The organism is Ferrovibrio sp. (assembly GCF_029255545.1).
GTDB lineage: Bacteria > Pseudomonadota > Alphaproteobacteria > Ferrovibrionales > Ferrovibrionaceae > Ferrovibrio.
Genome location: NZ_JANLJJ010000023.1, coordinates 1 through 26,117, shown reverse-complemented (window position 1 = coordinate 26,117; position 26,117 = coordinate 1). Strand labels below are relative to the sequence as shown.

Below are 26,117 nucleotides of genomic sequence, written 5' to 3'. Positions count from 1 at the left end.
CCGGTCAGCCGGCGGTCAGCCGGCGCATCAGCAGTTCAACGATCTCGAAATCCAGCGCGCTGTCGATGTCATGCGAACGCTCCGTCGGCATCTCGAACAGCAGGGTGTCGTCATAAAAGACTTTCGGCTCGGCCATGAAGCGGTCGCGCGGCCAGACATAGATCGACGCATTCATGTCGAAACAGGCCGGCGCATCCTGGCGCCGCAGGAATGCCCCGGGCCTGACCAGTCGCACATGGCCATCACCCGCGCGTTCGACCAGGTTGAAATACGGCGAACGATGCGCCGGACTGCCGGTGATCACATTGGCCGGCGCATGCGCCTCGGCCAGGGCGACGGCGCCGGTGATATCCGCGTTGAGCCGCAGCGGCGCGGTGGCATCCATTTCCACGATCATGTCGAAACGCGTACCGCGCCTGGTTTCCACCGCCGTCACCGCATGCACGATGGCTGGCAGCTTGCCGGCGGTGTCGCTGGCCAGTTCGGCCGGACGGTCGATGGTTTCATCGGCGCCGGCCTGGCGCCCGATCGCCAGCAATTCGGGCGAATCGCTGCTGACGGCGATGCAGTCGAACAGGCCGCTGCGCTTCGCCTGCTCCACCGTCCAGGCCAGCAGCGGCTTGCCCAGCAACGGCCGCATATTCTTGCCCGGCAGGCCTTTCGAGCCGCCGCGCACGCAGATGGTGCAGATCCGTTTCACGACGCCCTCACCCATTGCTGCGCCTGCATGGCCGTTTCGGCCGCCGCGATCAGCTGCATCACATCCTGCGCTTCCGCCAGCGTGCAGGCCGGCGTTGCCGCATCCTGCAGGATCGAGCGATGCATGGCGCGGATCGGACCATTGCGATCAGCGGCCAGGGTTTCCTGTTTGCCATCGACGGACAGGATCCCGCTCAGCAGATCAAGATCGATCGTGCCGTCCATGCAGTTGATGCGCAGCTGTCGCCGCGGCGGACGATCGAGATAAGACAGCTGCACCGTGCAGACCGGACAGCGCGCGGCCTCGATCAGCAGGCTGGCGGTTTCTTCCGCCGCGATCTCGCAGGCGCCGAAATTGCCGCCCAGCGCGGCGACGCGGCGCCAGGGCCCGAACAGCCAGAGCAGATAATCCAGTTCGTGGCTGAGATCGCGCAGCACGCCGCCTTCGCCCGCCCGGGCCGAATAGCCACTGCGATGATCGCGGCCGGGCCGCCAGTCGGCCAGATGCTGTCCGACATACAGGCTGGCGGAGATGGCGTGACGGCCGGCCAGCGCCGCCTTCAGCCTCTGCATCATCGGGTGGAAGCGCAGCTGATAGGCAACATGCATGCTGGCAAACGGCAATGCGGGCAGCGTGGCCGGCATGGCGAAAAGCGGTTTCTCCACCGCCAGCCGGCCGGAATATTTGAGGCGGGCCAGTTCCTGCACGCTGGCCAGATGCCGGCCGGTCTCGTTGGCCACGACGACGTAGTCCGGCTGCTCGTTGGTCAGCGCGGCGGCGAGCTGGTCATAGCAGGGATAGGCGTCGCTTTGCTGCGCCGTCTGCAGGCTGACGCTGTGGCCCAGCTCACGCAGGATTTCGGCATGGCGCCGGCCAATCGAACCAAAGCCGATGATCAGAACGCGCATGGCGTGGGCGACGGGTATGGAAAGGTCACGCGGCAGTTCCGGCGTTGCTGGATGGGCGATTGCATGAATAGACCGAATTGGAAAAGGGGATGTTAACGCCGCCGGGACCCGGAACCGGCTGGCCGGTGTCAGGATGGCGTTCTGTGACCGCAAAAATCCATTTCAGAGTGTCTATCTGCATTTTTCATCAACCTTATAGATACAGTTGCTTCATTTGACGACACAAAATGTTCATGCGAAAGTCATCTTAACGAAATGAACGGCCTTCAATGTTCGAACGAACATGATGCGCCGATTGGGACAGGAAACGACTTCGGGGACCGGGATGCTGGCGGAAGACCGTGCACGCGCCATCGTAGAGCTTGTCCGCAGCGACGGCTTCCAGGCCATCGACGCCCTGGCGGTCCAGTTCGGCGTCACCCCCCAGACCATCCGCCGCGACGTGAACCTGCTCTGCGACCGCGGCCTGCTGCGCCGGCGCCATGGCGGCGTCGAGCTGCCGCCCGAAGGCGAGAACCTCGCCTATCCCGCCCGCCAGGTGCTGAACATCGAGGCCAAGCGCCGCATCGCCCAGCTGGTGGCGCGCGACGTGCCCGAGGGCGCCTCGCTGTTCTTCGGCATCGGCACCACGCCCGAGCAATGCGCGCTGGCGCTGGTGGACCATCCCGGCCTGCGGGTGATGACCAACAACCTGAATGTCGCGCTGGCGCTCTCGCGCAATCCGTCCTGCGAGATCACCGTGGCCGGCGGGCGGCTGCGCAACCTGGACCGCGACGTGGTGGCCGGCGAGGCGCATGGCTTCTTCGCGCATTTCGCCGTCGATATCGGCATCTATGGCGTGGGCGGCGTGGCCGAGGATGGCACGCTGCTGGATTTCGGCACCGACGAAGTGACCATGCGCAGCGAACTGGCGCGCCATTGCCGCCAGCGTTTCCTGGTGCTGGACCATTCCAAATTCGGCCGCGGCGCCACCGTACGCGGCGGCCATATCACCGAGGCGAGCGTCGTGTTCACCGATCGCCCGGCCCCTGCCGCCATCGCCGCGCAGTTGCGCGATGCCGGCGTGCGTCTCGTCGTCTGGTCCGACGACGCCGTTTCCACCGCAGCAGCAAACCACACCACAACCAACCAAACCGGCAGGAGGGGTTAACCCCATGTTGAAACGTCTCGCTTTCGCAACCGTATTGGGTATCGCCGCGCTCGGCACGATCACCGATGCCAACGCCCAGCAGCGGGCGATCTGCTACAACTGCCCGCCGGAATGGGCCGACTGGGGCTCGCAGCTCAAGGCGATCCAGGCCCGTCTCGGCATCCAGGTGCCGCCCGACAACAAGAATTCCGGCCAGGCTATCGCCGCCCTGATCGCGGAGAAGGCCAATCCGGTGGCCGACGTGACCTATCTGGGCGGCATCGCCGCCGATCCGGCCAAGGATGCCGGCGTGCTGACGCCGTACAAGCCGAAGAACTGGGACAAGATCCCGGCCGACCTGAAGGATCCGGACGGCAACTGGTTCACCATCCACTCCGGCACGCTCGGCCTGTTCGTCAACAAGGCCGCGCTTGGCAAGAAGCCGGTGCCGCAGAGCTGGGCCGACCTGCTGAAGCCCGAATACAAGGGCCTGGTCGGTTATCTTGATCCGACCTCGGCGGCCGTCGGCCAGCTTGGCGTCATGGCGGTGAACCTCGCGCTGGGCGGCAGCTACGAAAACCTCGATCCGGCGATCAAGTATTTCAAGGATCTGGCCAAGAACCAGCCGATCGTGCCGAAGCAGACCTCTTACGCCCGCGTCATCTCGGGCGAGATTCCGATCCTGCTGGATTACGACTTCAACGCCTATCGCGGCCAGTATACCGACAAGGCGCCGGTGCAGTTCGTCATCCCGAAGGAGGGCAGCGTGGTCTTCCCGTATGTGATGGGCCTGGTGAACAAGGGCCCGAATGCCGAGAACGGCAAGAAGGTGCTGGATTTCGTGCTGTCGGATGAAAGCCAGGCCATGTGGGGCAACGCCTATCTGCGCCCGGTCTTCGCCCAGCATCTCTCGAAAGAAGCCAAGGCGAAGTTTCTGCCCGAGGCCGACTACGCCCGCGCCAAGCCGATCAACCTGAAGAAGCTGGCTGCCGCGCAGGCCAAGATCGTCGAGCGCTACAAGAACGAAGTGAACTGATGAATGAATGGGACTCCGGGCCTCGCAACAGCGAGCCCGGGGTGACGGCCTTCAGCATATGATCGTCACCCCGGCCCAGCGAAGCGCTGAGCCGGGGTCCCATTTTTCGACCGGAAGAAGCAAAGACACGATGCGCCGCGATACCCAACGCCTGATCTTCCTGCTGCTGCCGGCCGGCATATTTTTCGCGGCTTTTTTCCTGTTGCCGATGGCGCGGCTGTTTTTCATCGGCGGCAGCGGCAAGACCGGCTGGTCCGCCTATGCCGCCATCCTGACCGACGCGAATTACCTCAACAGCCTGTTCGCCACCTTAAGTGTCGCTGCCGCCACCACCTTTGCCACGCTGGTCATCAGCGGCATTTCCGGCGTGTTCCTGCAGCGCCACAAATTTCCCGGCAACGGCGCGCTGGTCGCCATGCTCACCTTTCCGCTGGCCTTTCCCGGCGTCGTGATCGGTTTCATGGTGATCATGCTGGCCGGCCGCCAGGGCCTGATCGGCCAGATCACCGAATTCCTCACCGGCGACAAGCTGGTCTTCGCCTATTCGCTGACCGGCCTGTTCATGGGCTATGTCTATTTCTCGATCCCGCGCACCATCCTCACCGTGATGGCGGCGGCAGAAAAACTCGATCCCAAGCTGGAAGAGGCCGCGCGTTCGCTCGGCGCCTCGCCCTGGCGCGTGGTGCTGGACGTGATCATCCCGGGCCTCAAGCCGGCCTTCATCTCGGCCGGCGCGATCTGCTTCGCCACCGCCGTCGGCGCGTTTGGCACGGCGTTTACGCTGGCCGCGCGCATCAACGTGCTGCCGATGGTGATCTATACCGAGTTCACCCTGTCGGCCAATATCGCCATGGCCGCCGCGCTCAGCTTCGTGCTGGGTGCTGCCACCTGGATCGTGCTGGCCGTGGCGCGCACCGCCGCCGGCTCCACCGTCGCGGCGGCAGGCTAGAGAGGAGAGCGCAGCATGAAACATCGCGGCCTCTTCCTGTTGCAGCTCGGCTTCACATTGCTGGTCTGCGCCTTCCTGATCGTGCCCGTCATTCTCTCCATCATGGCCGGCCTCACCGTGAACTACTTCATCGGCATCGAAAGCGGGCTGACGCTCCGCTGGGTGTTCGAGGTGTGGAACGGCTATCGCGACACCATCTTCCTCTCCATCGGCCTGTCGCTGGCCTGCCTGGTCGTGACGCTGGTGCTGGGCGTGCCCACCGCCTATGTGCTGGCCAAGCGCCAGACCGCGCTGACCCGGGCGATCGAGGAATTGCTGGTAATGCCGGTGGCCGTGCCGGGGCTTGCCACCGCGCTGGCGCTGATCGTCACCTATGGCGCGCTATCGGGCTTCCGCACCTCCTGGGCCTTCATCCTGGTCGGCCATGCGCTGTTCACCCTGCCCTTCATGGTGCGCAGCGTGCTGGCCGTGCTGATGGCCATCGACCTGCAGACCCTGGAGGAAGGCGCCGCCTCGCTGGGCGCCGGCTTCTGGCAGCGTTTCCGCGACATCGTGCTGCCGAACTGCCGCGCCGGCATCCTGGCCGGTTCGCTGATGGTGGTGACGCTCTCCATGGGCGAGTTCAACATGACCTGGCTGCTGCACACGCCATTCACCAAGACACTGCCGGTTGGCCTGGCCGATGCCTATGCGTCCTTGCGGCTGGAGATCGGCAGCGCCTATACCCTGGTGTTTTTCCTGATGATCATGCCGCTGCTGCTGGCCATGCAGGCCTATGCCAAGCCACGCGCGCCGAAATTCGTGGCGGAGGACTCCGAATGACCAACACGACACAGCCGCTCGCCATCGCGCTGGAAAACTGCGCCAAGACCTTCGCCGACGGCACGAAGGCGCTGGAGCCGCTCGACCTCGCCATCCATGCCGGCGAAACGGTCGTGTTCCTCGGCCCCTCGGGCTGCGGCAAGACCACCACCTTGCGCATCATCGCCGGATTGGAAGAGCCCGATGCTGGCGGCAGGGTCCTGTTCGACGGCGAGGATGTGACGCGCCTGCCGATCGAGCAGCGTAATGTCGGCATGGTGTTCCAGTCCTACGCGCTGTTCCCCAACATGACGGTGGCACAGAATATCGGTTACGGCCTGAGGATCCGCAAAACACCGGCCGCCCAGATCAAGGCCCGCGTGGCCGAGATGCTGGGCATGATGCGGATCGAGAAACTGGCCGACCGCCGCATCGACCAGCTTTCCGGCGGCCAGCGCCAGCGCGTGGCGCTGGCGCGCGCCATCGCCGTGCGACCGCGCGCCCTGCTGCTGGACGAACCGCTCACCGCGCTGGATGCCAAGCTGCGCGACACCCTGCGGCTGGAGATCGACACGCTGCTGCGCAGCCTGCAGATCACCGCGATCTATGTGACGCATGACCAGGCCGAGGCGATGGCTTTGGGCGACCGGATCGTGGTGATGGAGCATGGCCGCGTGGCGCAGATCGGCAAGCCGCGCGAGATCTACCAGCGGCCGGCCACGCGCTTCGTCGCCGAATTCATCGGCACCATGAACCGCCTGACCGGGGCGACCCGCGATGGTGTGTTTTCCTGCCGTGCCGGCGACCTGGCCTGGGCCGAGGCGCCGCAGGGCGCCAGCGAAATCCTGTTCCGCCCGGAAGATATCCGCATCGCCGAAAGCCATGAGCAGACCGGCCTGCAGGGCATTGTCGCGGCGGCGTTTTTCCTGGGTGACCGCACGCGGCTGTTCGTCGAGGTGGGCGAGGCGCAGCCACTGGTGATCGAAAGCACGGCGCGGCGCGATTTCGGCCATGGCGAAGCCGTGCGGCTGGCCATTGACCCGCGCGGCCTGCTGGTTCTGTAAGGAGCATCGTCATGCTGATCGCGCAGATCACCGATACCCATATCAAACTGCCCGGCAAACTGGCCTACAAGAAGGTGGATACCGCGGCGATGCTGGAACGCTGCGTGCTAGACCTGCTGGCGCTGCAGCCGCAGCCGGACCTGATCCTGCTGACCGGCGACCTGGTCGACCTGGGCCGGCCCGAGGAATACGACCACCTGAAATCCATCCTCAGCCCACTGAAGCAGCGCATCATCGCCATTCCCGGCAATCACGATGAACGCGATGCGATGCGCGATGCCTTTGCCCATGGCGGTTATCTGCCGAAAGAGCGCGGCAGCTTCCTGCAATTCGCCATCGATGACGAATATCCGCTGCGGATCGTTGGCCTCGACACGCTGATCCCCGGCCAGGGCGGCGGCGAGCTCTGCGCCGAGCGGCTGGACTGGCTGGACCGCACGCTGGCGCAAAAGCCCGATATGCCGACCCTGGTGCTGATGCATCATCCGCCATTCGAGACCGGCATCGGCCATATGGACAGGATCGGCCTGAAAGGCCGCGAGGACTTCGCCGCCATCATGGCGCGCCACAATCAGGTGGAGCTGATCCTGTGCGGCCACCTGCATCGCACCATCCGCGCCAGCATCGGCGGGCGGCCGGCGCTGACCTGTCCGAGCCCGGCACACCAGGTGGCGCTGGACATCGACCCGCAGGCGCCAAGCTGTTTCCGCATGGAGCCGCCGGGCTTCATGCTGCATTGGTGGAAGGACGCCAGGCTAGTCAGCCACACGGCTTTCATCGGCGATTACGATGGGCCCTATCCGTTTTTCGATCCCGACGGCAAACTGATCGACTGAACGTTCAGTCCTTCAGCGCATCCTTCCAGAACGGCCGGATCGCATCGAGGCTTTCCCAGGCATCACCAAGCTGGGCGAGCTGCAGCTGCTGGCGCCCGGCGAACCAGGCGGTGATGGCCGCCGTGGCGGCGCCATGGCCGGCATCGGGCAGCAGGTCGCGCACCAGCCGGCCGCCGACATCGGCATCATTCAATGCGCCGAGGCAATCCTGCAGGCGACTAAGCGCCGCGATGAAGCGCCGCGTGTCCTTCTTGCTGAACAGCGGGCGGAAGAATTCGGCGGCATAGCGCAGCTTCTTGGCGCGGATGCGCAGCTCGTGCAGGCTTTCGATCGCCAGATCGGCATGCTGCCGGCCCAGTTTTTTCACTTTCCGGCGCCGGCGCTGCAAGACTGCGGCGGCAAAGCGGTCTGCCGGCAGCGCGGCCTGGGCGGCATCGGCGAGCGCCGTGCCATCGGCCACGGCATCGGCAAGCCTGGCGAAGCCCAGCCGCATCGCGGCCAGGCGCGGCGACCGCAAAGCCGAGTCCAGCGCCACCTGGGCAGCGGCACGGCGATCTTCCAGAATGATGCCCAGATGCTGCAGCGCCTTCACATCGTCGAGCTCACGGCGCAGCGGCGACAGGGTTTCGGCGAGGAAGACATCAAGGTCGCGCTTGCGGCCAAGCGGATCGTTCAGCCAGCGCAGCTCTTGCACCAGCGGCGCGACGCGCGCCTGGTCGAGGACCGGCGCGAACAGGCCAAGCGCCGAGCGCAGGCGCCGCAGCGCGACCCGCATCTGATGCACGCCTTCCACGTTGCGATCACGCAAAACCGGCAGCAGATTGGCGTCGAACTGCAACAGGCAGTGATACAGGATCGCGCCGCAGGCGGCGGCCGCGTCGCCATCTTCGTTCAGGTCGAACGCCAGATTGCCGGCGCGCTGTGGCTGCGGCTCGATCAGGCCGAGCTCGGTCGCCAGATGCACCAGTGGCGCCGGACCGGTCCAGCGCAGGGGCAGGTCGGCGCAAAGCTCGGCGGCCAGCGCGCGCAGCGCCGGACCGGCGCCGGCGGGACCCTGCAGCAGGATTTCCCCATCATCGGCGCTGCGGCCGTCGCAGCGCAGGGTCAGTTTCGTGATGTCGATGGCGATGTCATGGCCATTCCACAGCAGGCTGTAGCCATGGGCCGAGCGCCGCAGGTCGGCCAGCGTCTCCAGCGCGAGGCCGTCTTCCAGCGCCGGCGCTTCGGCCAGCGGGACGGCGGCGACGGCGATGGTTTCCTGCCGAGCCCCGGTACCGCGACCACCAGCCTGACAAAGCCAGCCGGTGGCGGCGAAGCGGCGGTTGTCGGTATCGCACAGGGAGAGGAGCGCCTGATGGCGGCGGGCCGGGCTGCCCTGCAATAGGGCATGGCGGCGCGCCGTGGCCAGCTTGCCGGCGGCGAGACCGAGACGCAGCAACGCGGGCTGATCGCTCATGGCGGCGGACTCTACCGGAGGCCTTAAAAAAAAGTCAAACAACTCAGCCGTTTACAATTGTTACAGTTCTGCGAAACAAGCCCTGCGGCGATGCCCTAATTCCGCCCCTTTTGCAGGGTTATATCCCAGCATTACGCAGGCAGCCTTTGTTAGACTGTCTCCGGGCCGCCCGGTTCCGCCTCCCCCCCAGGCCAGGACCGGGCGGCTTTTTTATTTCGTCCTGTCCGGCACAAGCCCGCCACTACCGTCTTCCAGGCAAACCGCATTAACAATCCCGTTACGCTTGTACGGCAGGCTGGCCCAACCTGCCGGCAGACAGCGACGAGGGATCATGGACCATACCAATGCCGCGATCCGCGCCACCGGGGGCGGCGCCCAGGGCCTGGAGCCGATCTACCAGGCGATCTGCCGCGACATCGCCGAGCAGCTCGGCACGACGCGGGCCAGCGTCTGGCTGTTCAACCTGGCCGGCGACGCCATTCACTGCCAATGCCTGAAAGACCAGCGCGAAGCCGATTTTCCGGCCGGCATGGTGCTGGAGGCCACCAGCGTGCCGCTGTATTTCGACCTGATCAGCAAGGACCGCCTGCTGGTGATTCCGGATTACGCGCTGCACCCGGCGACCCGCAATTTGGCCGCGCCCTATGCCCGCACCAGCGGCATCCGCGCCCTGATCGACATCATGGTGCCCGATCAGCACGGCCTGCCGGTCGCCATCGTGTCCGCCGAGCAGGACCGGCCACGCGAGTGGAGCGAAGCAGACGTGCTTTACATGTATCAGATCGCCAACCTGCTGACGCTGACGTTCAAATACCGCGGCCGCGTGGCGGCCTGAGGCAAATACCCCGGCCGCGTGGCGGCCTGGCGGATTCCGGATTCACTCACCCAGCACGGCCTTGATTGCCTCGGCCAGCGTGGCCTTGCGCACCGGCTTGGGCAGAATCTGCGTGACGCCATGAAAACGCGTGGCACGCAGACGATCCTCCTCGCTGGAGCCGGACATGAACAGGATCGGCATGTCGGGTTTCTTCGCCAGGATGCGCTCGGCCAGCGCAACGCCATCCATGCCGCCGGGCATCTGGATATCGGTGAGCACCAGATCGATCGGCAGGCCGCGACGCATCTCGGCCAGGGCATCGGCGGCCGTGGCGGCCGGCAGCACGGCAAAACCCAGGCTGCCGAGCAGGGCCGCCATGGTGGCGCGCACATCGGCATTATCGTCGACGCACAGGACAAGACGCCGGCCGGCCTCGTGCTCTGGCCGGCGCGGCATCGCCTGATCATCCAGCGCCGGCAGGAAAAGCCGGAATTCGGTGCCTTCGCCCGGCTGGCTGTCGACTTCAACATAGCCGCCGGACTGGGCCATGAAGCCATATACCATCGAAAGCCCCAGGCCGGTGCCCTTGCCGATGTCCTTGGTGGTGAAGAAAGGCTCGAAAACGCGCGCCACGATATCCGGCGACATGCCACAGCCGGAATCACGCAGGCTGATCATCGCATAGGTGCCGGCCGGCGCCGTCCGCGTCGGCATGACGCGCGGCGCGCTGAGATGCCTCATGGCCGAGCGAATGGCCAGTCGCCCGGCACCCTGCATGGCGTCGCGCGCATTCAGGGCGATATTCAGCACGGCATTCTCAAGTTCGCCGATATCGGCTTCGATGACCGGCATGTCCGATGCCAGGTCCAGCTCGACCGAAATGCTGTCGCCCAGCGTCCGCTGCAGCATGTCCAGCATGCCCTGGATATGCTCGCTGACATCAATGCGCGCGGGATTGAGTTTCTGGCGGCGGCCAAAGGCCAGCAGCCGCCGCGTCAGATCTGCGCCCCGGCCGGCATTGCGCAGGGCCTGTTCGATCAGCCGCGTGCTTTCCTTGTCGTTCACGCGGTCGCCCAGCAATTCCAGATTGCCGACGATTACCGCCAGCAGATTGTTGAAATCATGAGCGATGCCGCCGGTGAGCTGGCCCAGCGCCTCCATCTTCTGCGCCTGCCGCAGCTGGTCGCGCAGCTCGTCGGCCTGGCGCCGCTCGCTCATGTCGCGCGTGATGTTGACGAAGCCGGTCAGGTTGCCCTGGGCATCGCGCAGGGCCGTGATCACCACGCTGGCCCAGAAGCGGCTGCCATCCTTGCGCTGCCGCCATTCCTCATTGACGTAACGCCCCTTCGCGGCCGCGATGCGCAGGGCCTGGCTGGGCGCATCGATGCCGAGATCGGCATCGACGTAATACATGTCGCGGGTCTGGCCAATGGCTTCCTGCGGCGTATAGCCGGTGAGGTTCTGCGCGCCGGCATTCCAGGTCATCACCTTGCCTTCGGCATCCATCATGAAGATGGCGTAGTCGGTGATCGAGTCGACCAGCAGGCGGATCCGCGCCTCGCTCTCCCGCCGCCGTTCCTCGCTGCGGTGGTACTTGCTCAGGTCATGGATCACGCCGACGAACATCACCCGGCCATCGCGCCGGTATTCTCCTACCGCCAGTTCAAAAGGAAACACCGTGCCGTCCTTGCGCCGGCCCAGCACCTCGCGGCCGACGCCGATGATGCGTTTCTCGCCGGTATCGCGGTACCGCCGGATATAATCGTCATGGGCCGAATGGTCCGGCTCGGGCATCAGCATGGACACATTGCGCCCCTGCACCTCCGCGGGCGTATAGCCAAACAGCCTCTCGCAGGCGGCGTTGAACAGGGCGATCCGGCCATCGGCCTCGATCAGGATCAGGCCATCAATGGCGGTGTCCACGACGGCCTGGAGTAGATCGTCATCCATGCCAATTCCCGAAAGTTATTGATATTACAGAATTTTTCTATTTTTAATAGAGGTTACTGAAACACTATTCCCGGATAGAATGGAAAACCCTGCGGGGGATTTCAATCCAATTCTTCCGTTAATATCGGGCCGATATCTGGATTTACGATATGCCGCGCATTCTGGTGATTGATGACAACGCCGAGTTCTGCAGCATCCTGCAGGCGCATCTGACGACCAATGGTCATCGGGTCGAGATCACGCAGGATGGCGATCACGGCCTTCGCCTGCTCGAGGATGGCCGCTTCGATCTCGTGCTCACCGACATCCTGATGCCGCAGCGCGACGGCATCGAAATCCTGCGCCAGGTGAAACAGCGCTGGCCGGCCCTGCCGGTGATCGCCGTGTCGGGCGGCGGCTGGCTGGCGGCCGAGGACCTGCTGGCCATGGCCGGGCGGCTGGGGGCCGATCGCGTGATGCAGAAGCCGGTGCGGCGCGAGGACCTGCTGAACGCCGTCGACGCGGTGCTGCGCGAGGTGCTGCGCGACGCCGGCTAGAGCCTTGTACCCTAGGCGGCGCGGATCAGGTCGGCGGCTTTTTCCGCAATCATGATGGTCGGCGCGTTGGTATTGCCGCCGATCAGGCTGGGCATCACCGAGGCATCGGCCACCCACAGGCCCTCCATGCCGCGCAGGCGGAGCTGCGGATCCACCACGGCCTGCGCATCATCGCTTGCTCCCATGCGGCAGGTGCCGACCGGATGATAGATCGTGTCGGCGCGGCGGCGGATTTGTTCCAGCAGCCCGGCATCGTCGGTGATGCCGGCGGTATACAGCTCACGAGGGCTCAGCGCCTGGAAGGGCGGCGCCTCCATGATGCGGCGGGCCAGCTTCACGCCCTTGAGCAGCAGCTCGATATCGTCGGGATGGCTGAAGAACTGCGGATCAATGCGTGGGGCAAGCTGCGGGTCGGCGCCCTTCAGGCCGACGCTGCCGCGGCTTTTGGGTCGCAGCACGCAAGTGTGCAGGCTGTAGCCGTGGCCCAGATGAGTCTTGCGCGCATGGTCGTCGACCAGCGCATTGACGAAATGCAGTTGCAGGTCGGGCCGCGGCTGCGACGGATCGGAGCGCAGGAAGGCGCCGGACTCGGCGAAGTTGGTGGTGAGCATGCCGCGCCGCTCGCGGCGCCAGCGGCCGATCTCGCGCAGCAGATGCGCCCCGCCGCGCAGCGACACGCCCGGCAGGGTGGGGTCATCCACCTTGTAGAGCAGGATGAAATCGACATGGTCCTGCAGGTTCTGGCCCACGCCCGGCAGATCGTGCAGCACCGGCAGGCCATGCCGCGCCAGTTCCTCGCCCGGGCCGATGCCCGACAGCATCAGCAGCTGCGGCGACTGGAAGGCACCAGCCGCCAGCACCACGCCGGCTTTCGCCCGCAGCGCGATCTCGCGGCCTTTCTGCCGGCAGGCGACGCCGGCGGCGCGCCGCCCGGCAAACAGGATGCGCAGCGCGCGGGTATCGGTTTCGATGCGCAGGTTATGGCGCGCGCGTACCTCGGGCGTCAGGTAGGCGCGCGCGGCCGACCAGCGCTCGCCGTTCTTCTGCGTCACCTGGAAATAGCCGACGCCGTCCTGGCTTGGACCGTTGAAATCGGCATTGCGCGGCAGCTGCAGCGTGTCGCAGGCGGATAGGAAGGTTTCGTTGATCCGGTGCGGCGACACCAGATCGCCGACCTGCAGCGGACCGTCGCCGCCATGCAGCGGATCCTCGGCGCTGAACCGCGCATTACCCTCGGCACGTTTGAAATACGGCAGCACATCGGCGAAAGACCAGCCGGCCGCGCCATGCTGCTGCGCCCAGTCGTCGTAATCCGAGCCATGGCCGCGGGTATAGATCATCGCGTTGATGCCCGACGAGCCGCCCAGCATGCGGCCACGCGGCTGATATCCACGCCGACCGGACAGGCCCGGCTGCGGCTCGGTCTCGAAACCCCAGTTGCGCCATTTCACCGGCATGAAGGCGGCGGCGCCGAGCGGCACGCGGCACAGGATATGGTCATCGGTCGGGCCGGCCTCGATCAGGCAGACGCTGGTGGTGCCGTCGTCACTCAGCCGTCGCGCCAGCACGCTGCCGGCCGAGCCGCCGCCGATCACGATGTAATCGAACTCCATCGCGCCCCCCATTCTGCTGGCCCGACTGCCGCGGGCTTTGGTCGTTGCCCTACATTGCCATACCGGCGACCGAAATCACCAGCAGCCAGACCGCCGTGATCAGGATCATGGCGAAGGTGAGCGTGATGCCGACCAGGCGGCCGAAGGACAATCCGGCCGTGGACGACAATCCGATCGCATGCAGCACGCGGCCCAGCAGCAGGCCGGCGCCCAGCAGATGCAGGGCCCAGAACGGCGCCTGGCGGCTCAGCTCGAGCAGGAACAGCAGCAGTAAAGCCAGCGGCACATATTCGACGAAATTGCCCTGCACGCGGATGGCCTTTTGCAGGTCGCGTTCGCCGCCGTCGCCGATGCCCACCTTCAGCGTCTTGCGCAGGCGCGCGACGCGCAGCGACAACGCAATCAGCAGGATGGCGCAAAGGGCGGCGTAAAGCGGACTAATGGCGAAAGGCGGCATGACGGCTCTTTTCTATTTGTGGTCTCCCGCCATGCTGGGCCGGGCGTTACTCCGCCGCCCCCTTGGCGGCACTGGGCGCGTGCCGCTGGCGGATCAGCCTGACGATCTCAGCAGCTGCCTGCGGGATATTGGTGCCGGGGCCGTAGATGCCGGCCACGCCGGCCTGACGCAGGAAATCGTAATCCTGCGGCGGGATCACGCCGCCGGTGATCACCAGGATGTCGCCGGCGCCCTGGTCGTGCAGCGCCTTGATCAATTGGGGAACAAGCGTCTTGTGGCCGGCGGCCTGGCTGGACACGCCGATCACATGCACGTCGTTTTCGATGGCGTCCTTGGCGGCTTCCTCCGGCGTCTGGAACAGCGGGCCCACATCGACGTCGAAGCCCAGATCGGCGAAGGCCGTGGCGATCACCTTGGCGCCGCGGTCATGGCCATCCTGACCCAGCTTGACCACCAGCATGCGCGGGCGGCGACCTTCCTCCGCGGCGAAAGCCTCGATGTCCTTCTGGATCTGCATGAAGCCCTCGTCATTGGCATAGGCCGCGCCGTAGACGCCGCTGATCGAGCGGATGGTGGCCTGGTGGCGGGTGAAGACGCGCTCCATGGCATCGGACATCTCGCCCACGGTGACGCGCGCACGCGCCGCCTGCACGCAAAGCTCAAGCAGATTGGCCTTGCCGGCAGCACCGTCCTCAAGCGCGCGAATGGCGGCCTCCGCCTTCGCCTTGTCGCGGGTGTTGCGGATGGTCTTGAGCCTTGCCACCTGCTGCTCGCGCACGCGGGTATTGTCGACCTCGAGCAGGTCCGGCACGTCCTGGCTGGCCGTGCGGTATTTGTTGACGCCGACGATGACATCCTCGCCCTTGTCGACGCGGGCCTGGCGACGGGCGGCGGCTTCCTCGATCTTCAGCTTGGGCATGCCGCTTTCGACCGCCTTGGTCATGCCGCCCATGGCCTCGACGTCCTGGATCAGCGCCCAGGCGTGGGTGACCAGCGCATGGGTCAGCGCCTCGACGTAATACGAGCCGCCGAGCGGATCGACCACCCTGGTGACGTAAGTTTCGTCCTGGATGATCAGCTGGGTGTTGCGCGCGATGCGGGCGGAGAATTCAGTCGGCAAAGCGATGGCTTCGTCCAGCGCATTGGTATGCAGCGACTGCGTGCCGCCGAGCACGGCGGCCATGGCCTCGATCGCGGTGCGCACCACGTTGTTGTAGGGGTCCTGCTCGGTGAGCGAGACGCCCGAGGTCTGGCAATGGGTGCGCAGCATCGACGACCCGGCCTTCTTCGGGTTGAACTGCTTCATGATGCGCGCCCACAAAAAGCGCGCAGCGCGCAGCTTGGCGATCTCCATGAAGAAGTTCATGCCGATGGCGAAGAAGAAGCTGAGCCGACCGGCAAAGGCATCGACATCGAGGCCAGAATTAATGGCCGTGCGCACGTATTCCAGGCCATCGGCCAGGGTGAAGGCCAGCTCCTGCACGGCCGTCGCGCCGGCTTCCTGCATATGGTAGCCGGAGATCGAGATGGAGTTGAACTTCGGCATATGCTGCGCGGTATAGCCGATGATATCGGCGATGATGCGCATGCTGGGCGCCGGCGGATAGATATAGGTGTTGCGCACCATGAATTCCTTCAGAATGTCATTCTGAATGGTGCCCGAGAGCTGGTCGGGCTTTACGCCCTGCTCCTCGGCGGCAACGATATAGCAGGCCAGCACGGGCAGCACGGCGCCGTTCATGGTCATCGACACGCTCATCTTATCCAGCGGGATGCCGTCGAACAGGATCTTCATGTCCTCGATGGAATCGATCGCCACGCCGGCCTTGCCGACATCGCCCACCACGCGCGGATGATCGGAATCGTAGCCGCGATGGGTGGCCAGATCGAAGGCGACGGAAACGCCCTGCTGGCCGGCGGCGAGATTCTTGCGGTAGAAGGCGTTGGATTCTTCGGCGGTGGAGAAGCCGGCATATTGGCGGATCGTCCAGGGCCGGTTGGCATACATGGTGCCGCGCACGCCGCGCGTGAAGGGATCGAAGCCCGGCAGGGAATTCAGCGTCTCCAGTCCTTCGAGATCGGCGGCGGTGTAGAGGGGCTTGACCGTGATGCCTTCGGGCGTCTGCCACAGCAGCTCGGAGAGCGGTTTGTCGCCCAGTTCCTTCTGGGCCATCTTCGCCCAGGCCTCGGGAAAATTTACTGGCGCGGTCGTCTCGGTCATGTCTCGCATCCCACTCTCCGCAGGCGTGCTGTACGGTAATATCCGTTGCTGCGGTGCAAAACTTAGTATGGCCGGGTTTTAACCCCTGTCAATTTGACGCCCCGGCAATGCACAGCGTCCAATTGTGCGTACCCGTGTTTTGGCGGGCCAATGCCGGCGAAATCCGCCGCCGTCGCGTCGTTTGTATGTCGGTTCCCATCGTTTTGCGATGGTTTTGATGTGTTAAGCCATTGAAAAAACATAAGCGGGTAAAATGCGGCGGCAAAATTCCAAGCTGCAACTGATGTTAGAACAATATAGAAACATGTCAGCGAATTGGCAAGCCGGTCCACACCTCTGGCCGAAACACCGGTCGCCGTGCTGTAGTTGAACAATGGCTAAAAGCGTGAAGAAAACGACCCCGGCAAAACCCGCCGCCCGCCTGCGCGTGGTGCTGGCGCCCGATGTATTCCTGGGGCCGGGCAAGGCCGACCTGCTGGAAGGCATCGCCGCCACCGGCTCGATCTCGGCGGCCGGGCGGCGGCTGAACATGAGCTACAAGCGCGCCTGGATGCTGGTCGAGACGCTGAACGGCTATTTCGCCAAACCGCTGGTGACGGCGGCCACCGGCGGCAAGGCCGGCGGCGGCGCGCAGCTTACCGCCCTGGGCGAAGAGGTGCTGACGCGTTATCGCCGCATGGCAGCGGCCACCGAGAAGGCCATCGCAACCGATGTGGCGGCGTTGCGGAAAAAGCGGAAGACGTAAGCCGCTTTCGTTGATCTTCGTCATGCCTTGGCACCGCCGCAGCATGACGGGCCACAGCCTTTTCTCATCCCATAAACCGTCATGGCCGGACGTGTTCCGGCCATCCACGTCTTTTTCAAAAAACTCGTGGATGCTCGGGCCGAGCCCGAGCATGACGGCCTTGGTTGCATGGCGTCTTTATACTATTGACGACATCGCTATTGTCAGACGGCTATAACGGCCGTTATGGTTGCCTGGACATAACGGAGACCGTCCATGCGCTTCCATGCCATTGTATTTGCCGCCCTGCTTGCCATCGGCATGTCTCCAGCCGCGCAGGCACAGGCACCAGGCGCCGATATCCCCATTATCGCCGGCGCGGCCGATCTGGCGTTCGCGCTGGAGGAGGCGGCGAAAGACTTCGCCGGGCAGACCGGCCGGCCGGTGAAACTCTCGCTTGGCTCGTCGGGCAATTTCTTCCGCCAGATCCAGCAGGGCGCGCCGTTCCAGATGTTCCTCTCGGCCGACGAGGATTTCGTGTTCAGGCTGGCCGATGCCGGGCTGACCCGGGATCGCGGCGCGCTGTATGCCATCGGCCGGCTGGCCCTGGTCGTGCCGCCGGGGTCGCCGCTGCAACCCGATGGCAGCCTGGCCGACCTGAAAGCCGCTTTGCAGGCCGGCCGCGTCACGCGCTTCGCCATCGCCAATCCGGAACACGCGCCCTACGGCCGCCGCGCCGAGGAAGCCCTGCGCCATGCCGGCCTGTGGGATGCGATCCACGACAGGCTGGTGCTGGGCGAAAACGTGTCGCAGGCGGCGCAGTTCGCGGTCGGCGGCGGCGCGCAGGGCGGCATCGTGGCCTATTCGCTGGTGCTGTCGCCGCAACTGGAGCAGCGCGGCCGCCACGCCCTGATCCCCGCCGACTGGCACCAGCCCCTGCGCCAGCGCATGGTGCTGCTGAAATCCGCCGGCGAGACCACGCAGCGTTTTTACGATTACCTGCAGGGCACGGCCGGGCGCAGAATCCTGGTGCGTTACGGCTTCGTGCTGCCGGGCGAACAGAGCTGACGCGCCGGGACTAGGCAAAACCGCAGACCACCCCCAGACTGCCGCGCATGGACTGGACCGCCCTTCGCCTGTCGCTGCTGCTCGGCCTGTGGACGCTGGCCCTGCTGCTGCCGGCTGCCATATGGATCGGGCGCTGGCTGGCCTATAGCGAGTTCCGCGGCAAGAGCCTGATCGAGGCGATGCTGGCCCTGCCGCTGGTGCTGCCGCCCACCGTGCTGGGCTTCTATATCCTGATCGCGACCGGCGGCAGTTCCACGCTGGGCCGGATATGGCAAAGCATCTTCGGCGGGCCGCTGGCCTTTTCCTTCGAGGGCCTGGTCTTCGCCTCGCTGATCGCCAACCTGCCGTTTGCCATCCAGCCGATCCAGCAGGCCTTCGCCGCCATCCCGCGCGACCTGCGCGAGGCCGCGGCCTGCTGCGGCCTGTCGCCCTGGCGCGGCTTCCGGCTGATCGAATTGCCGCTGGCCTGGCCCGGCCTGCTGACGGCCGCCGTGCTGACCTTCGCCCATACGCTGGGCGAATTCGGCGTGGTGCTGATGGTGGGCGGCAGCATTCCGGGCGAAACGCGCACGATCGCCATCGCGATCTATGACCGCGTGCAGGCCTTCGACGACCAGGCCGCCGGGCTGATGGCGGCGGCGCTGCTGGTTTTTTCGCTGGGCGCCATCGCCGCCACCACCGCGCTGTCGAAACGGATCGGCCGGCGCCATGGCTGACAATCTGGTGGTCGAATTGCGGCAGGCCGGGCCGATCCCCCTGGATGTCCGGCTGGACTGCCCAGCCAGCGAGGTGCTGGCGCTGCTGGGTCCCTCGGGCAGCGGCAAGACCACGATCCTGCGCGCCATCGCCGGGCTGCTGCATCCGCAGGAGGGATATGTCGCCTGCGGCGAGGCCGTCTGGCTGGACACCGCGCGCAATATAAATGTGACGCCGCAACAGCGCCGCATCGGCTATCTGTTCCAGCATTTCGCGCTGTTTCCGCATCTGAGCGCGCGGCAGAACGTGATGGCCGCGCTGGAACACCGGCCCAATGCCGACCGCGCGGCGCGGGCCGACGACCTGCTGGCGCGGGTGCATCTCGACGGGCTGGGCGAACGCCGCCCGGCGCAATTGTCGGGTGGGCAGCAGCAACGCGTCGCCATGGCCCGCGCACTGGCCCGCGACCCCGCCGCCTTGCTGCTGGACGAGCCGTTTTCCTCGGTTGACCGCGCCACGCGCGACAAACTCTATCGCGAAGTCGCCGGCCTGCGCCGCGATCTGGCGATGCCGACCATCCTGGTGACGCATGACCTGGGCGAGGCGGCCATGCTGGCCGACCGGCTGGCGGTGCTGCATCACGGGCAGACCCTGCAGACGGGCAGGATCGGCGACGTGCTGGCCCGCCCCGCCAGCGCCACCGTGGCCAGGCTGATCGACATCCGCAACATCTTTGCGGCCCGGGTGGCGGCGCAGGAGGCAACCCGCACGCTGATCGACTGGAACGGCCTGCTGCTGGAGGCGGCGCCGCAGCCGGATTTCGCTCCCGGCGACGCCTGCGCCTGGTGCATCCGCGCCGCCCAGATCGTGCTGCACCGGCGCGACCGGCCAAGCCAGGGCGAGCGCGAGAACCCGGTGCCCGGGCGGATCGCCGAACTGGTGCCCATGGGCGATACGGTGAGCATCGATTTCGCCGCCGAGCATAATGGCGACCGGCTGCAATTCACCCTGTCCAGCCATGTCGCCGCGCGCAACGATTTGGCCCCCGGCATTGCGGCAACGGTATCGCTGCGCGCCGAGGGCATCCATCTGATGCCGCCGGACACGACCGACGCCTGATCTGCCGGGCCGGCTGCCGGTTGAGCGATCAGGACGGCCGGCGGTATACTGCGGGCAAAACCGGAGCCTCCGTCCATGTCCGCCCGCTTCGACCCGACGCTTGCCGCCTGGGTCAGGCCCTTTGCCGAAAACCTGATCGGCCAGACCGCGTTCCACCGCTGGGCCGGGCTGGAGCTGGTTTCGCTTGCGCCCGGCCGGTCGGACGTCGCCTTCACAGCGGCCGGCGAAATGCTGATTTTTGGCGCATACGTGCATGGCGGGGTGCTGAACGGCCTGCTGGAGCCGCCGGCTTTGCTGGCCATGCTGGGCGACATGCGCGAGGATGAGCATGCCATGACGGTGGACATCCATGTGCAGCATATCCGCTCGGTGCTGGCGGGCGAGCGCGTGACGATGACCGGGCGATTGCTGAAGCGCGGCCGCAGCACGGCGTTTTGCGACGTGGCGGCGACCGTGGACGGCGTGCTGTGCACCTCGGCCCGCATTACGAAAACGATTCAGAGCAAAACGAGTTGACACCGTGACAAACCTCAAGACCGCCGAAAAAGGCCGCATCCTCTGCGTGCTGGGCCCGACCAATACCGGCAAGACCCACCTGGCGGTGGAGCGGCTGTTGAGCCATCGCAGCGGCATCATCGGCCTGCCGCTGCGGCTGCTGGCGCGCGAGATCTATGACCGCGCGGTGCGGATCAAGGGCGAGCGCCATGTCGCCCTGGTGACCGGCGAGGAGAAGATCGTGCCGAAGGGCGCGCAGTGGTTCGTCTGCACCGTGGAGGCGATGCCGCTGGACCGGCAGTACGATTTCCTTGCCATCGACGAGATCCAGCTGGCCGCCGATGCCGAGCGCGGCCATGTCTTCACCGAGCGGCTGCTGCATGCGCGCGGCGCGGAAGAGACCATGTTTCTCGGCTCGGATACCATGCGCGGCCTGGTGCGCCGCCTGGTGCCCCATGCCGAGTTCATCGCCCGGCCGCGCCTGTCGCAGCTCAGTTATGCCGGCGCGAAGAAACTCTCGCGCCTGCCGAAACGCTCGGCCGTGGTGGCCTTCTCGGCCAACGACGTCTATGCCATCGCGGAAGCGATCCGGCGCCAGCGCGGCGGCGCGGCGGTGGTGCTGGGCGCGCTCAGCCCGCGCGCGCGCAACGCCCAGGTCGAGCTGTTCCAGAACCGCGATGTCGACGTGATGGTGGCCACCGACGCCATCGGCATGGGGCTGAACCTCGATATCGAGCACATGGCCTTCGCCGCGCTGTCCAAATTCGACGGCATCGGCATGCGGCCGCTCAGCCCGGCCGAGATCGGCCAGATCGCCGGCCGCGCCGGCCGCCATCTGCGCAACGGCACCTTCGGCACGACCGGCGACTGCCCGCCGCTGGAGCCCGAGCTGATCGAGCGCATCGAGAACCACCGCTTCGAGCCGGTGCAGGCGGCGCGCTGGCGCAACCCGCAGCTGGATTTCGCCAGCATCAACGCCCTGGTCGCCAGCCTGGAGCTGCCGCCGCCGCGCGAGGGCCTGGTGCGCGGCCGCGATGCCGACGACCTGTTGAGCCTGCAGGCCCTGCGCGGGGATGCCGCCGTCACCGAGCGCGCCACGCGCCGCGACCGCGTCGAGCTGCTGTGGCAGGTCTGCGCGATTCCCGATTTCGCCAAGGACCTGGCCGACAGCCATGCCCGGCTGCTGACCCAGATCTACGTGCACCTGGTCGATCGCGACGGCCGCCTGCCGCAGGACTGGGTGGCCGGGCAGCTGCGCAACATCGACCGCACCGATGGCGACATCGACACGCTGTCGCAACGGCTGGCGCATATCCGCACCTGGACGACGGTGGCGCATAGAGCCGGCTGGCTGGAGGATGCGCAGGGCTGGCAGGACAAAACCCGTGGCATCGAGGACAGGCTGTCGGATGCCCTGCACGAGAAACTGACCGAACGCTTCGTCGACCGCCGCACCTCCGTGCTGAGCCGCGGCCTGGCGGAAGACCCGGCCAGCCTGAACGTGCAACTGGGCGAGGATGACGCGCTGACCGTGGAAGGCGAGATCATCGGCCATGTGCGTGGCCTGCGCTTCCGCGCCGTCGGCCACGACACGGTGGAGCAGCGCCGCATCCTGCGCTCGGCGGCGCTGCGCGTGCTGGGCCCGGCTTTGCAGGCCCATGCCGAGGCCCTGCTGGCGCTGCCGGACGAGAATTTCGCGCTGTCGGGCGAAGGCGGGCTGCTGCTGATCACGCCGGACAAGGAGAGCGTGCCGCTGGCCGTGCTGGCCAAAGGCACGGAGGTGCTGGAGCCGAAGCTGCAATTGCTGGCCGACGACCAGCTGCCGGCTGAGACGCGCAAGGCCGTGGAGGACAAGCTCGGCAGCTGGCTCAAGCGCCACCTGCGCCAGCATTTGAGCGATCTGTATCGTTTGCGCGATGCCGAGCTGAAAGGCGCGGCGCGGGGCCTGGCCTTCCAGCTGGCGGAGAATCTCGGCGCGCTGAAACGCGACGACGTCTCTGATCTTGTGCGCCATATGGGCCAGGCCGAGCGGCATCCGTTGCGCAAGATGGGCGTCACCTTCGGCGAGACGCATATCCTGGTGCCCAAGCTGCTCAAGCCCAAGCCGACGCAGCTCAAGACGTTGCTGTGGGCGGTGCATCAGGGCGTGACGCCGGAAGCGCCGCCGACGCCGGGGCTGACCTCGCTGCCGATCCTGGAATGGCGCGACGATGCCTGGTGGCTGGCGGCGGGTTTCCTGCGCGCCGGCCGGCAGGCCTTCCGCCTGGATGTCGTGCAGCGCATCGCCGAGGGCGCGCGCAAGGCCGAGCAGGCATCGCGCCAGCCCATCCAGAAGCCGGAACAGAAGACCGAAGCGCCGCTGGCCGAACCGCCTGCCATCCCGGTGGAGGCTATTCCGGTGGAGGCCATCCCAGTGGAGGCCATCGAGGTCGCGCCCGAACCCGAGCAGCAGATCGAGCCGGTGGGCGAACAGATCGAACAGGCAATTGAGGCGCCGGCCGAACTGCCAATACCGGAGATTCATGCGCCGGAGATGCATGCCGGGCCGCCGAAACAAAAAAAGCGCCTGGGCCCCTTCGGCAGCTTCCTGCCCGACACCGCCTGGATGAACCTGGCCGGCTGCGGCGCCGACGAGCTGCAGCGCCTGCTCTGGGCCCTGGGCTACAAGACGGTGAGCGCGCGCGACCCGGAGACAAAGACCGATGTGACGCTTTACTTACGCTCGCACAAGGCGATCGTCGCCAAACGCCAGCGTGAGCAGGAAAAGCGCCGCGAGGACGAGGCGAAGATGGCCGACAGCCCGTTCGCCGCCCTGCTGGCGCTGAAACAGCAGCAGCAGAAAAAGCGCTGACCCGGCTTCAGGCCGGGCTCAGGCGACCGGATGGCGCGCGAGGCGGCGGCCGAGGCCGTCGAGCGTGATCTGCAGGTCTGTCATGCTGTCGGGATCGAGGCGTGCCGCCTCCTGCTCCAGCAGGTTGCCATAGGCCACGCGCAGGGCCTGCAGCAGCAGCGAGAGCAGGGTGATGCGGCCGCCGGGGCTGAGCCGGGCCAGCCGGCAATCGGCATGTTCGGTGAAATCGGCCAGCAGGTCGCGGAACAGCGCGCCGCAATAATGCCGGTCGCTGGCCTGCAGGATGTCGGCCAGCGGCACCGGCGCGCGCGCCACCAGGCTGGCCTCGACGCTCATCAGGCAGAGCAGGCCGTAATGCAGATTCTCGATGGCGATGCCCCAGTTTTCGCGCTCCGCCGCGCCGGCCAGCGGGGCGCCAGGCGCCGCCATGACGGGGGAATACTCCACCGCGCCCAGGAAACTGGCGCCGTCGCGCAGCCGGGCGCGCAGATGGGCATGATACGCGCTGCTGTCCTGTCCTGCCGCCATGACCCTCTCCCGCCGCTCTGGATCCTGCGGCCAGTCTGCCAGCCGGCCGGCCGCCGGACAGGGTTACCATTCGGATAGGGCAGGTTACTTTTTGGATATGGGCGGCCTCGCCGCGCGGTTGAAGCGCCGCTGCTGCGCGGCTAGGTTGCAGTCATTGCAAGCGCGGGTTTTTGCCGAATATGGGGGATGCCGGTGCGTAAATTTCTCGCGGCCGCAGGGCTGCTGCTGGCGCTGGCCGGCTGCGTGACACAGCCCATCAATACGGAACGGGCGGCAACATACAAACGCGTCGGCGTTCTGTCGGCGATGGAGGACCGGTTTTCGGTCAGCGGCGTCGGCGTCACCGCTTTCAGCAACAGCTATCGCGAGGACAAGCTGGATATCGGCGCCGACGATGTGATGACCGCCGGCGCCATACAGGCCCTGTCTGCGCGCTATCAGCTGGTCGATCTCGGGCGGTACCGGCGCGCCTTTGTCGACCAGCCGAAACACTGGCCGGGCGAGAAAGGCATTTTCGCGAAGGATCACCCGATGGTGCCCGAGGTGGTGCGCGACCTGATGGGCGGTGAAAAACTTGATGCCTACATCCTGATCACGCCCGGCTACAGCAGCGTGCGCGGCACCAACCAGTCGGTCGCCGGCATCGGGCTGGTGCGGATCGGCAGCCTGTTTGGCGGTGGCGATACGCGACTGCATGCCGCCTATATCGTCAGCGTGATCGACGGCACGGATTTCTCCCTGCAGGCCGACATGCGGGCTTTTCCCGCCGGCGAATCCCTGCTGTCGTCCTTTGCCCCGATCAAATCGCCGATCAGCGCGCCGAATGTTCCCGTGCCGGCGCAGTTCCTCGATGCCCCGGTCCAACATCGCGACAGCATCGCGGGCCAGTTCAGGCAGATGATGGCGGAAAACCTGCCGCAGACCCTGCGCCAGGCGCGGCTGCTCGAATAGCCGTCCGCGAGCGGCGACCGTTCCGCCGCCGGGCCCGGACCGGCAGTTGCGGCCGGCCGCCGCCCCGGTTAGGGTCCGGCCGGAAAGCCCAGCGTCCCCGTAGCTCAGCTGGATAGAGCGGCTGCGTCCTAAGCAGCGGGTCGGGAGTTCGAATCTCTCCGGGGACGCCATTTTTGCGGTATGCCATCCAGGAATGCCGGCATGGAGATGCGTTTTCGGCACCATGGTTAAGTCTCTTTCCAGGAAGAATAGCCGTTCTTCACTGGCATTTGACGGGGGTTGCAAATTTGAAGAAACCAACAGGCATTGACTGCGGCTTTGAATACCAAAACCTGAAACACCAATTTGCGGAAGACGATATACAGGCCTATTGCGACGGAACGCGAAAGTTTTTCAGCACGCCGACCAAGGCCTGGACCAATGAATTAAACACGATATGGCTCATCAGGCATTACCTAGCGGTCAAATACATTATCGCGGCAAGCATCATGATAGCGTCGGCCGATTACGCGGATGATAGGAAGCTTTTTATCCCAACTCCGTACTTGATTTATTATTCCATCCTCAATTGTTGTCGCGCCTATCTTTTCACGGTACCGGATTTCGTCTGGAAAGGTGCGGCGTCAGTAGAAATGACGCATCAAAACATCATCAATAGCACAGCGAATTACATAAGGAGGATCGATAGAAATGCCGAGAAAAACTGGGGAGATCGCATTCGCCTTGCTCGTGATGACAGGGAGCTGTTTTCATACAGGTTTCCCGCAACCGGATTGAGGTTCTGGAAGGATCGAGATCACGTTGGTGTCGGCGAGGCCATCAAAATATGTTCGGTTCTATCCGAGATGGCACAGATCAACAGCGAATGCCTTGAGGCCAGTCTGAGCAAGAATGCGAAGGGGTCCTACAGGTTTCTTCCTGATAATGCCGATGTTGCGCTGGCAATCTCATACAGCGATGCACAACTCGATGACGAGGATTATTATCGCATCGGCTATTTCATCCGCAAAAGCCCGACCCCTCACAATTTACTCGTTACAGCGCGGGAGGGGCTTGTCGAAGACGCCTTCGGCGCCTGGTTGCCCCAGGCCGACCTATCCGAAGAAGACTTCGATATAGACCGTCACTGGAGAATAATCTTTCCTTTCATGTAACCCCCAGTCGGCCGCATCACGCTCGGCAGCGCGTGATGCGGCCCTGCCTGGCGGTCAG

24 protein-coding genes and 1 tRNA gene are annotated in these 26,117 nt (G+C 65.5%); 17 read left to right on the top strand and 8 right to left on the bottom strand.

What is annotated here, in order from left to right:
* Positions 1-4 precede the first annotated feature (4 nt).
* Positions 5-700, bottom strand: coding sequence for an acylneuraminate cytidylyltransferase family protein (locus Q1J79_RS03990; protein WP_300296823.1), 696 nt, complete (start codon positions 698-700; stop codon positions 5-7).
* The gene (locus tag Q1J79_RS03985; RefSeq protein ID WP_300296820.1) at positions 697-1,608 is read right to left on the bottom strand and encodes a Gfo/Idh/MocA family oxidoreductase; all 912 of its coding nucleotides are present in this window, start codon (positions 1,606-1,608) and stop codon (positions 697-699) included. The genes Q1J79_RS03990 and Q1J79_RS03985 overlap by 4 nt, the downstream gene beginning before the upstream one ends.
* A 325-nt stretch (positions 1,609-1,933) precedes the next feature.
* On the opposite strand from Q1J79_RS03985, the gene Q1J79_RS03980 reads away from it, so the two are divergent.
* The 6 genes from Q1J79_RS03980 (at position 1,934) to Q1J79_RS03955 (ending at position 7,423) form a co-directional block, all read left to right on the top strand.
* Positions 1,934-2,758: a DeoR/GlpR family DNA-binding transcription regulator gene (locus Q1J79_RS03980; RefSeq protein WP_300296817.1), complete on the top strand. Its 825-nt coding sequence runs from the start codon at positions 1,934-1,936 to the stop codon at positions 2,756-2,758.
* Between the two features lie 4 nt (positions 2,759-2,762).
* Positions 2,763-3,773 carry an extracellular solute-binding protein gene (locus tag Q1J79_RS03975; RefSeq protein ID WP_300296814.1) on the top strand — a complete coding sequence of 337 codons (1,011 nt, stop codon included), beginning with the start codon at positions 2,763-2,765 and terminating at the stop codon, positions 3,771-3,773.
* Between the two features lie 130 nt (positions 3,774-3,903).
* A complete protein-coding gene (locus Q1J79_RS03970) occupies positions 3,904-4,722 on the top strand; it encodes an ABC transporter permease (protein ID WP_300296811.1) in 819 nt (272 codons plus the stop codon).
* 15 nt (positions 4,723-4,737) lie between these two features.
* A complete protein-coding gene (locus Q1J79_RS03965) occupies positions 4,738-5,544 on the top strand; it encodes an ABC transporter permease (protein WP_300296808.1) in 807 nt (268 codons plus the stop codon).
* The gene (locus Q1J79_RS03960) at positions 5,541-6,587 is read left to right on the top strand and encodes an ABC transporter ATP-binding protein (RefSeq protein WP_300296805.1); all 1,047 of its coding nucleotides are present in this window, start codon (positions 5,541-5,543) and stop codon (positions 6,585-6,587) included. Before Q1J79_RS03965 ends, Q1J79_RS03960 begins: the two co-directional genes overlap by 4 nt.
* Positions 6,588-6,598: 11 nt before the next feature.
* Positions 6,599-7,423, top strand: a complete 825-nt coding sequence (locus tag Q1J79_RS03955) for a phosphodiesterase (RefSeq protein WP_300296802.1) — start codon at positions 6,599-6,601, stop codon at positions 7,421-7,423.
* Between the two features lie 4 nt (positions 7,424-7,427).
* On the opposite strand, the gene Q1J79_RS03950 is transcribed toward Q1J79_RS03955, so the two are convergent.
* Entirely contained in the window at positions 7,428-8,879 is a 1,452-nt protein-coding gene (locus tag Q1J79_RS03950) for a CHAD domain-containing protein (RefSeq protein WP_300296799.1), read from the bottom strand.
* A gap of 331 nt (positions 8,880-9,210) precedes the next feature.
* On the opposite strand from Q1J79_RS03950, the gene Q1J79_RS03945 reads away from it, so the two are divergent.
* The gene (locus Q1J79_RS03945; RefSeq protein WP_300296797.1) at positions 9,211-9,714 is read left to right on the top strand and encodes a GAF domain-containing protein; all 504 of its coding nucleotides are present in this window, start codon (positions 9,211-9,213) and stop codon (positions 9,712-9,714) included.
* Positions 9,715-9,756: 42 nt separating this feature from the next.
* On the opposite strand, the gene Q1J79_RS03940 is transcribed toward Q1J79_RS03945, so the two are convergent.
* Positions 9,757-11,646 (bottom strand): PAS domain-containing sensor histidine kinase, encoded by a 1,890-nt coding sequence (locus tag Q1J79_RS03940; protein WP_300296794.1) that lies wholly within the window; start codon positions 11,644-11,646, stop codon positions 9,757-9,759.
* A gap of 149 nt (positions 11,647-11,795) precedes the next feature.
* Here Q1J79_RS03940 and Q1J79_RS03935 point away from each other — a divergent pair, with 149 nt between their 5' ends.
* Complete coding sequence (locus tag Q1J79_RS03935) at positions 11,796-12,182, top strand: response regulator (protein ID WP_300296792.1); 387 nt, start codon at positions 11,796-11,798, stop codon at positions 12,180-12,182.
* A gap of 11 nt (positions 12,183-12,193) precedes the next feature.
* Here the strand turns inward: Q1J79_RS03935 and Q1J79_RS03930 are convergent, their stop codons facing one another.
* Genes Q1J79_RS03930 through scpA form a run of 3 tightly spaced genes read right to left on the bottom strand, consistent with a single transcriptional unit; the run spans position 12,194 to position 16,425 of the window.
* Complete coding sequence (locus tag Q1J79_RS03930; RefSeq protein ID WP_300296791.1) at positions 12,194-13,795, bottom strand: GMC family oxidoreductase; 1,602 nt, start codon at positions 13,793-13,795, stop codon at positions 12,194-12,196.
* 49 nt (positions 13,796-13,844) lie between these two features.
* Positions 13,845-14,252 (bottom strand): MAPEG family protein, encoded by a 408-nt coding sequence (locus Q1J79_RS03925; RefSeq protein ID WP_300296788.1) that lies wholly within the window; start codon positions 14,250-14,252, stop codon positions 13,845-13,847.
* A 46-nt stretch (positions 14,253-14,298) separates the two neighbouring features.
* The gene (gene scpA / locus Q1J79_RS03920) at positions 14,299-16,425 is read right to left on the bottom strand and encodes a methylmalonyl-CoA mutase (RefSeq protein ID WP_300296937.1); all 2,127 of its coding nucleotides are present in this window, start codon (positions 16,423-16,425) and stop codon (positions 14,299-14,301) included.
* 433 nt (positions 16,426-16,858) lie between these two features.
* On the opposite strand from scpA, the gene Q1J79_RS03915 reads away from it, so the two are divergent.
* The 6 genes from Q1J79_RS03915 to Q1J79_RS03890 all read left to right on the top strand — a co-directional run bounded on the left by Q1J79_RS03915 (position 16,859) and on the right by Q1J79_RS03890 (position 23,426).
* Positions 16,859-17,218 (top strand): LysR family transcriptional regulator, encoded by a 360-nt coding sequence (locus Q1J79_RS03915; protein ID WP_300296785.1) that lies wholly within the window; start codon positions 16,859-16,861, stop codon positions 17,216-17,218.
* Between the two features lie 255 nt (positions 17,219-17,473).
* Positions 17,474-18,265: a molybdate ABC transporter substrate-binding protein gene (modA, locus tag Q1J79_RS03910; protein ID WP_300296782.1), complete on the top strand. Its 792-nt coding sequence runs from the start codon at positions 17,474-17,476 to the stop codon at positions 18,263-18,265.
* Positions 18,266-18,312: 47 nt separating this feature from the next.
* Entirely contained in the window at positions 18,313-18,981 is a 669-nt protein-coding gene (gene modB / locus Q1J79_RS03905) for a molybdate ABC transporter permease subunit (RefSeq protein ID WP_300296779.1), read from the top strand.
* A complete protein-coding gene (locus Q1J79_RS03900) occupies positions 18,974-20,080 on the top strand; it encodes an ABC transporter ATP-binding protein (RefSeq protein ID WP_300296776.1) in 1,107 nt (368 codons plus the stop codon). Before modB ends, Q1J79_RS03900 begins: the two co-directional genes overlap by 8 nt.
* 75 nt (positions 20,081-20,155) lie before the next feature.
* Positions 20,156-20,596, top strand: a complete 441-nt coding sequence (locus Q1J79_RS03895) for a PaaI family thioesterase (protein WP_300296773.1) — start codon at positions 20,156-20,158, stop codon at positions 20,594-20,596.
* A gap of 4 nt (positions 20,597-20,600) precedes the next feature.
* A complete protein-coding gene (locus Q1J79_RS03890) occupies positions 20,601-23,426 on the top strand; it encodes a helicase-related protein (RefSeq protein WP_300296770.1) in 2,826 nt (941 codons plus the stop codon).
* Positions 23,427-23,444: 18 nt separating this feature from the next.
* Here Q1J79_RS03890 and Q1J79_RS03885 read toward each other — a convergent pair whose 3' ends face one another.
* Positions 23,445-23,954 carry a hypothetical protein gene (locus Q1J79_RS03885; protein ID WP_300296767.1) on the bottom strand — a complete coding sequence of 170 codons (510 nt, stop codon included), beginning with the start codon at positions 23,952-23,954 and terminating at the stop codon, positions 23,445-23,447.
* Between the two features lie 192 nt (positions 23,955-24,146).
* Between Q1J79_RS03885 and Q1J79_RS03880 the strand changes: the two genes are divergently transcribed.
* From Q1J79_RS03880 to Q1J79_RS03870, 3 genes are all read left to right on the top strand, one after another.
* Positions 24,147-24,905: a hypothetical protein gene (locus tag Q1J79_RS03880; protein WP_300296764.1), complete on the top strand. Its 759-nt coding sequence runs from the start codon at positions 24,147-24,149 to the stop codon at positions 24,903-24,905.
* Positions 24,906-24,998: 93 nt separating this feature from the next.
* Positions 24,999-25,075 (top strand) — tRNA-Arg (locus Q1J79_RS03875).
* Between the two features lie 3 nt (positions 25,076-25,078).
* Positions 25,079-26,059, top strand: a complete 981-nt coding sequence (locus Q1J79_RS03870) for a hypothetical protein (RefSeq protein WP_300296761.1) — start codon at positions 25,079-25,081, stop codon at positions 26,057-26,059.
* Positions 26,060-26,117: the final 58 nt, after the last annotated feature.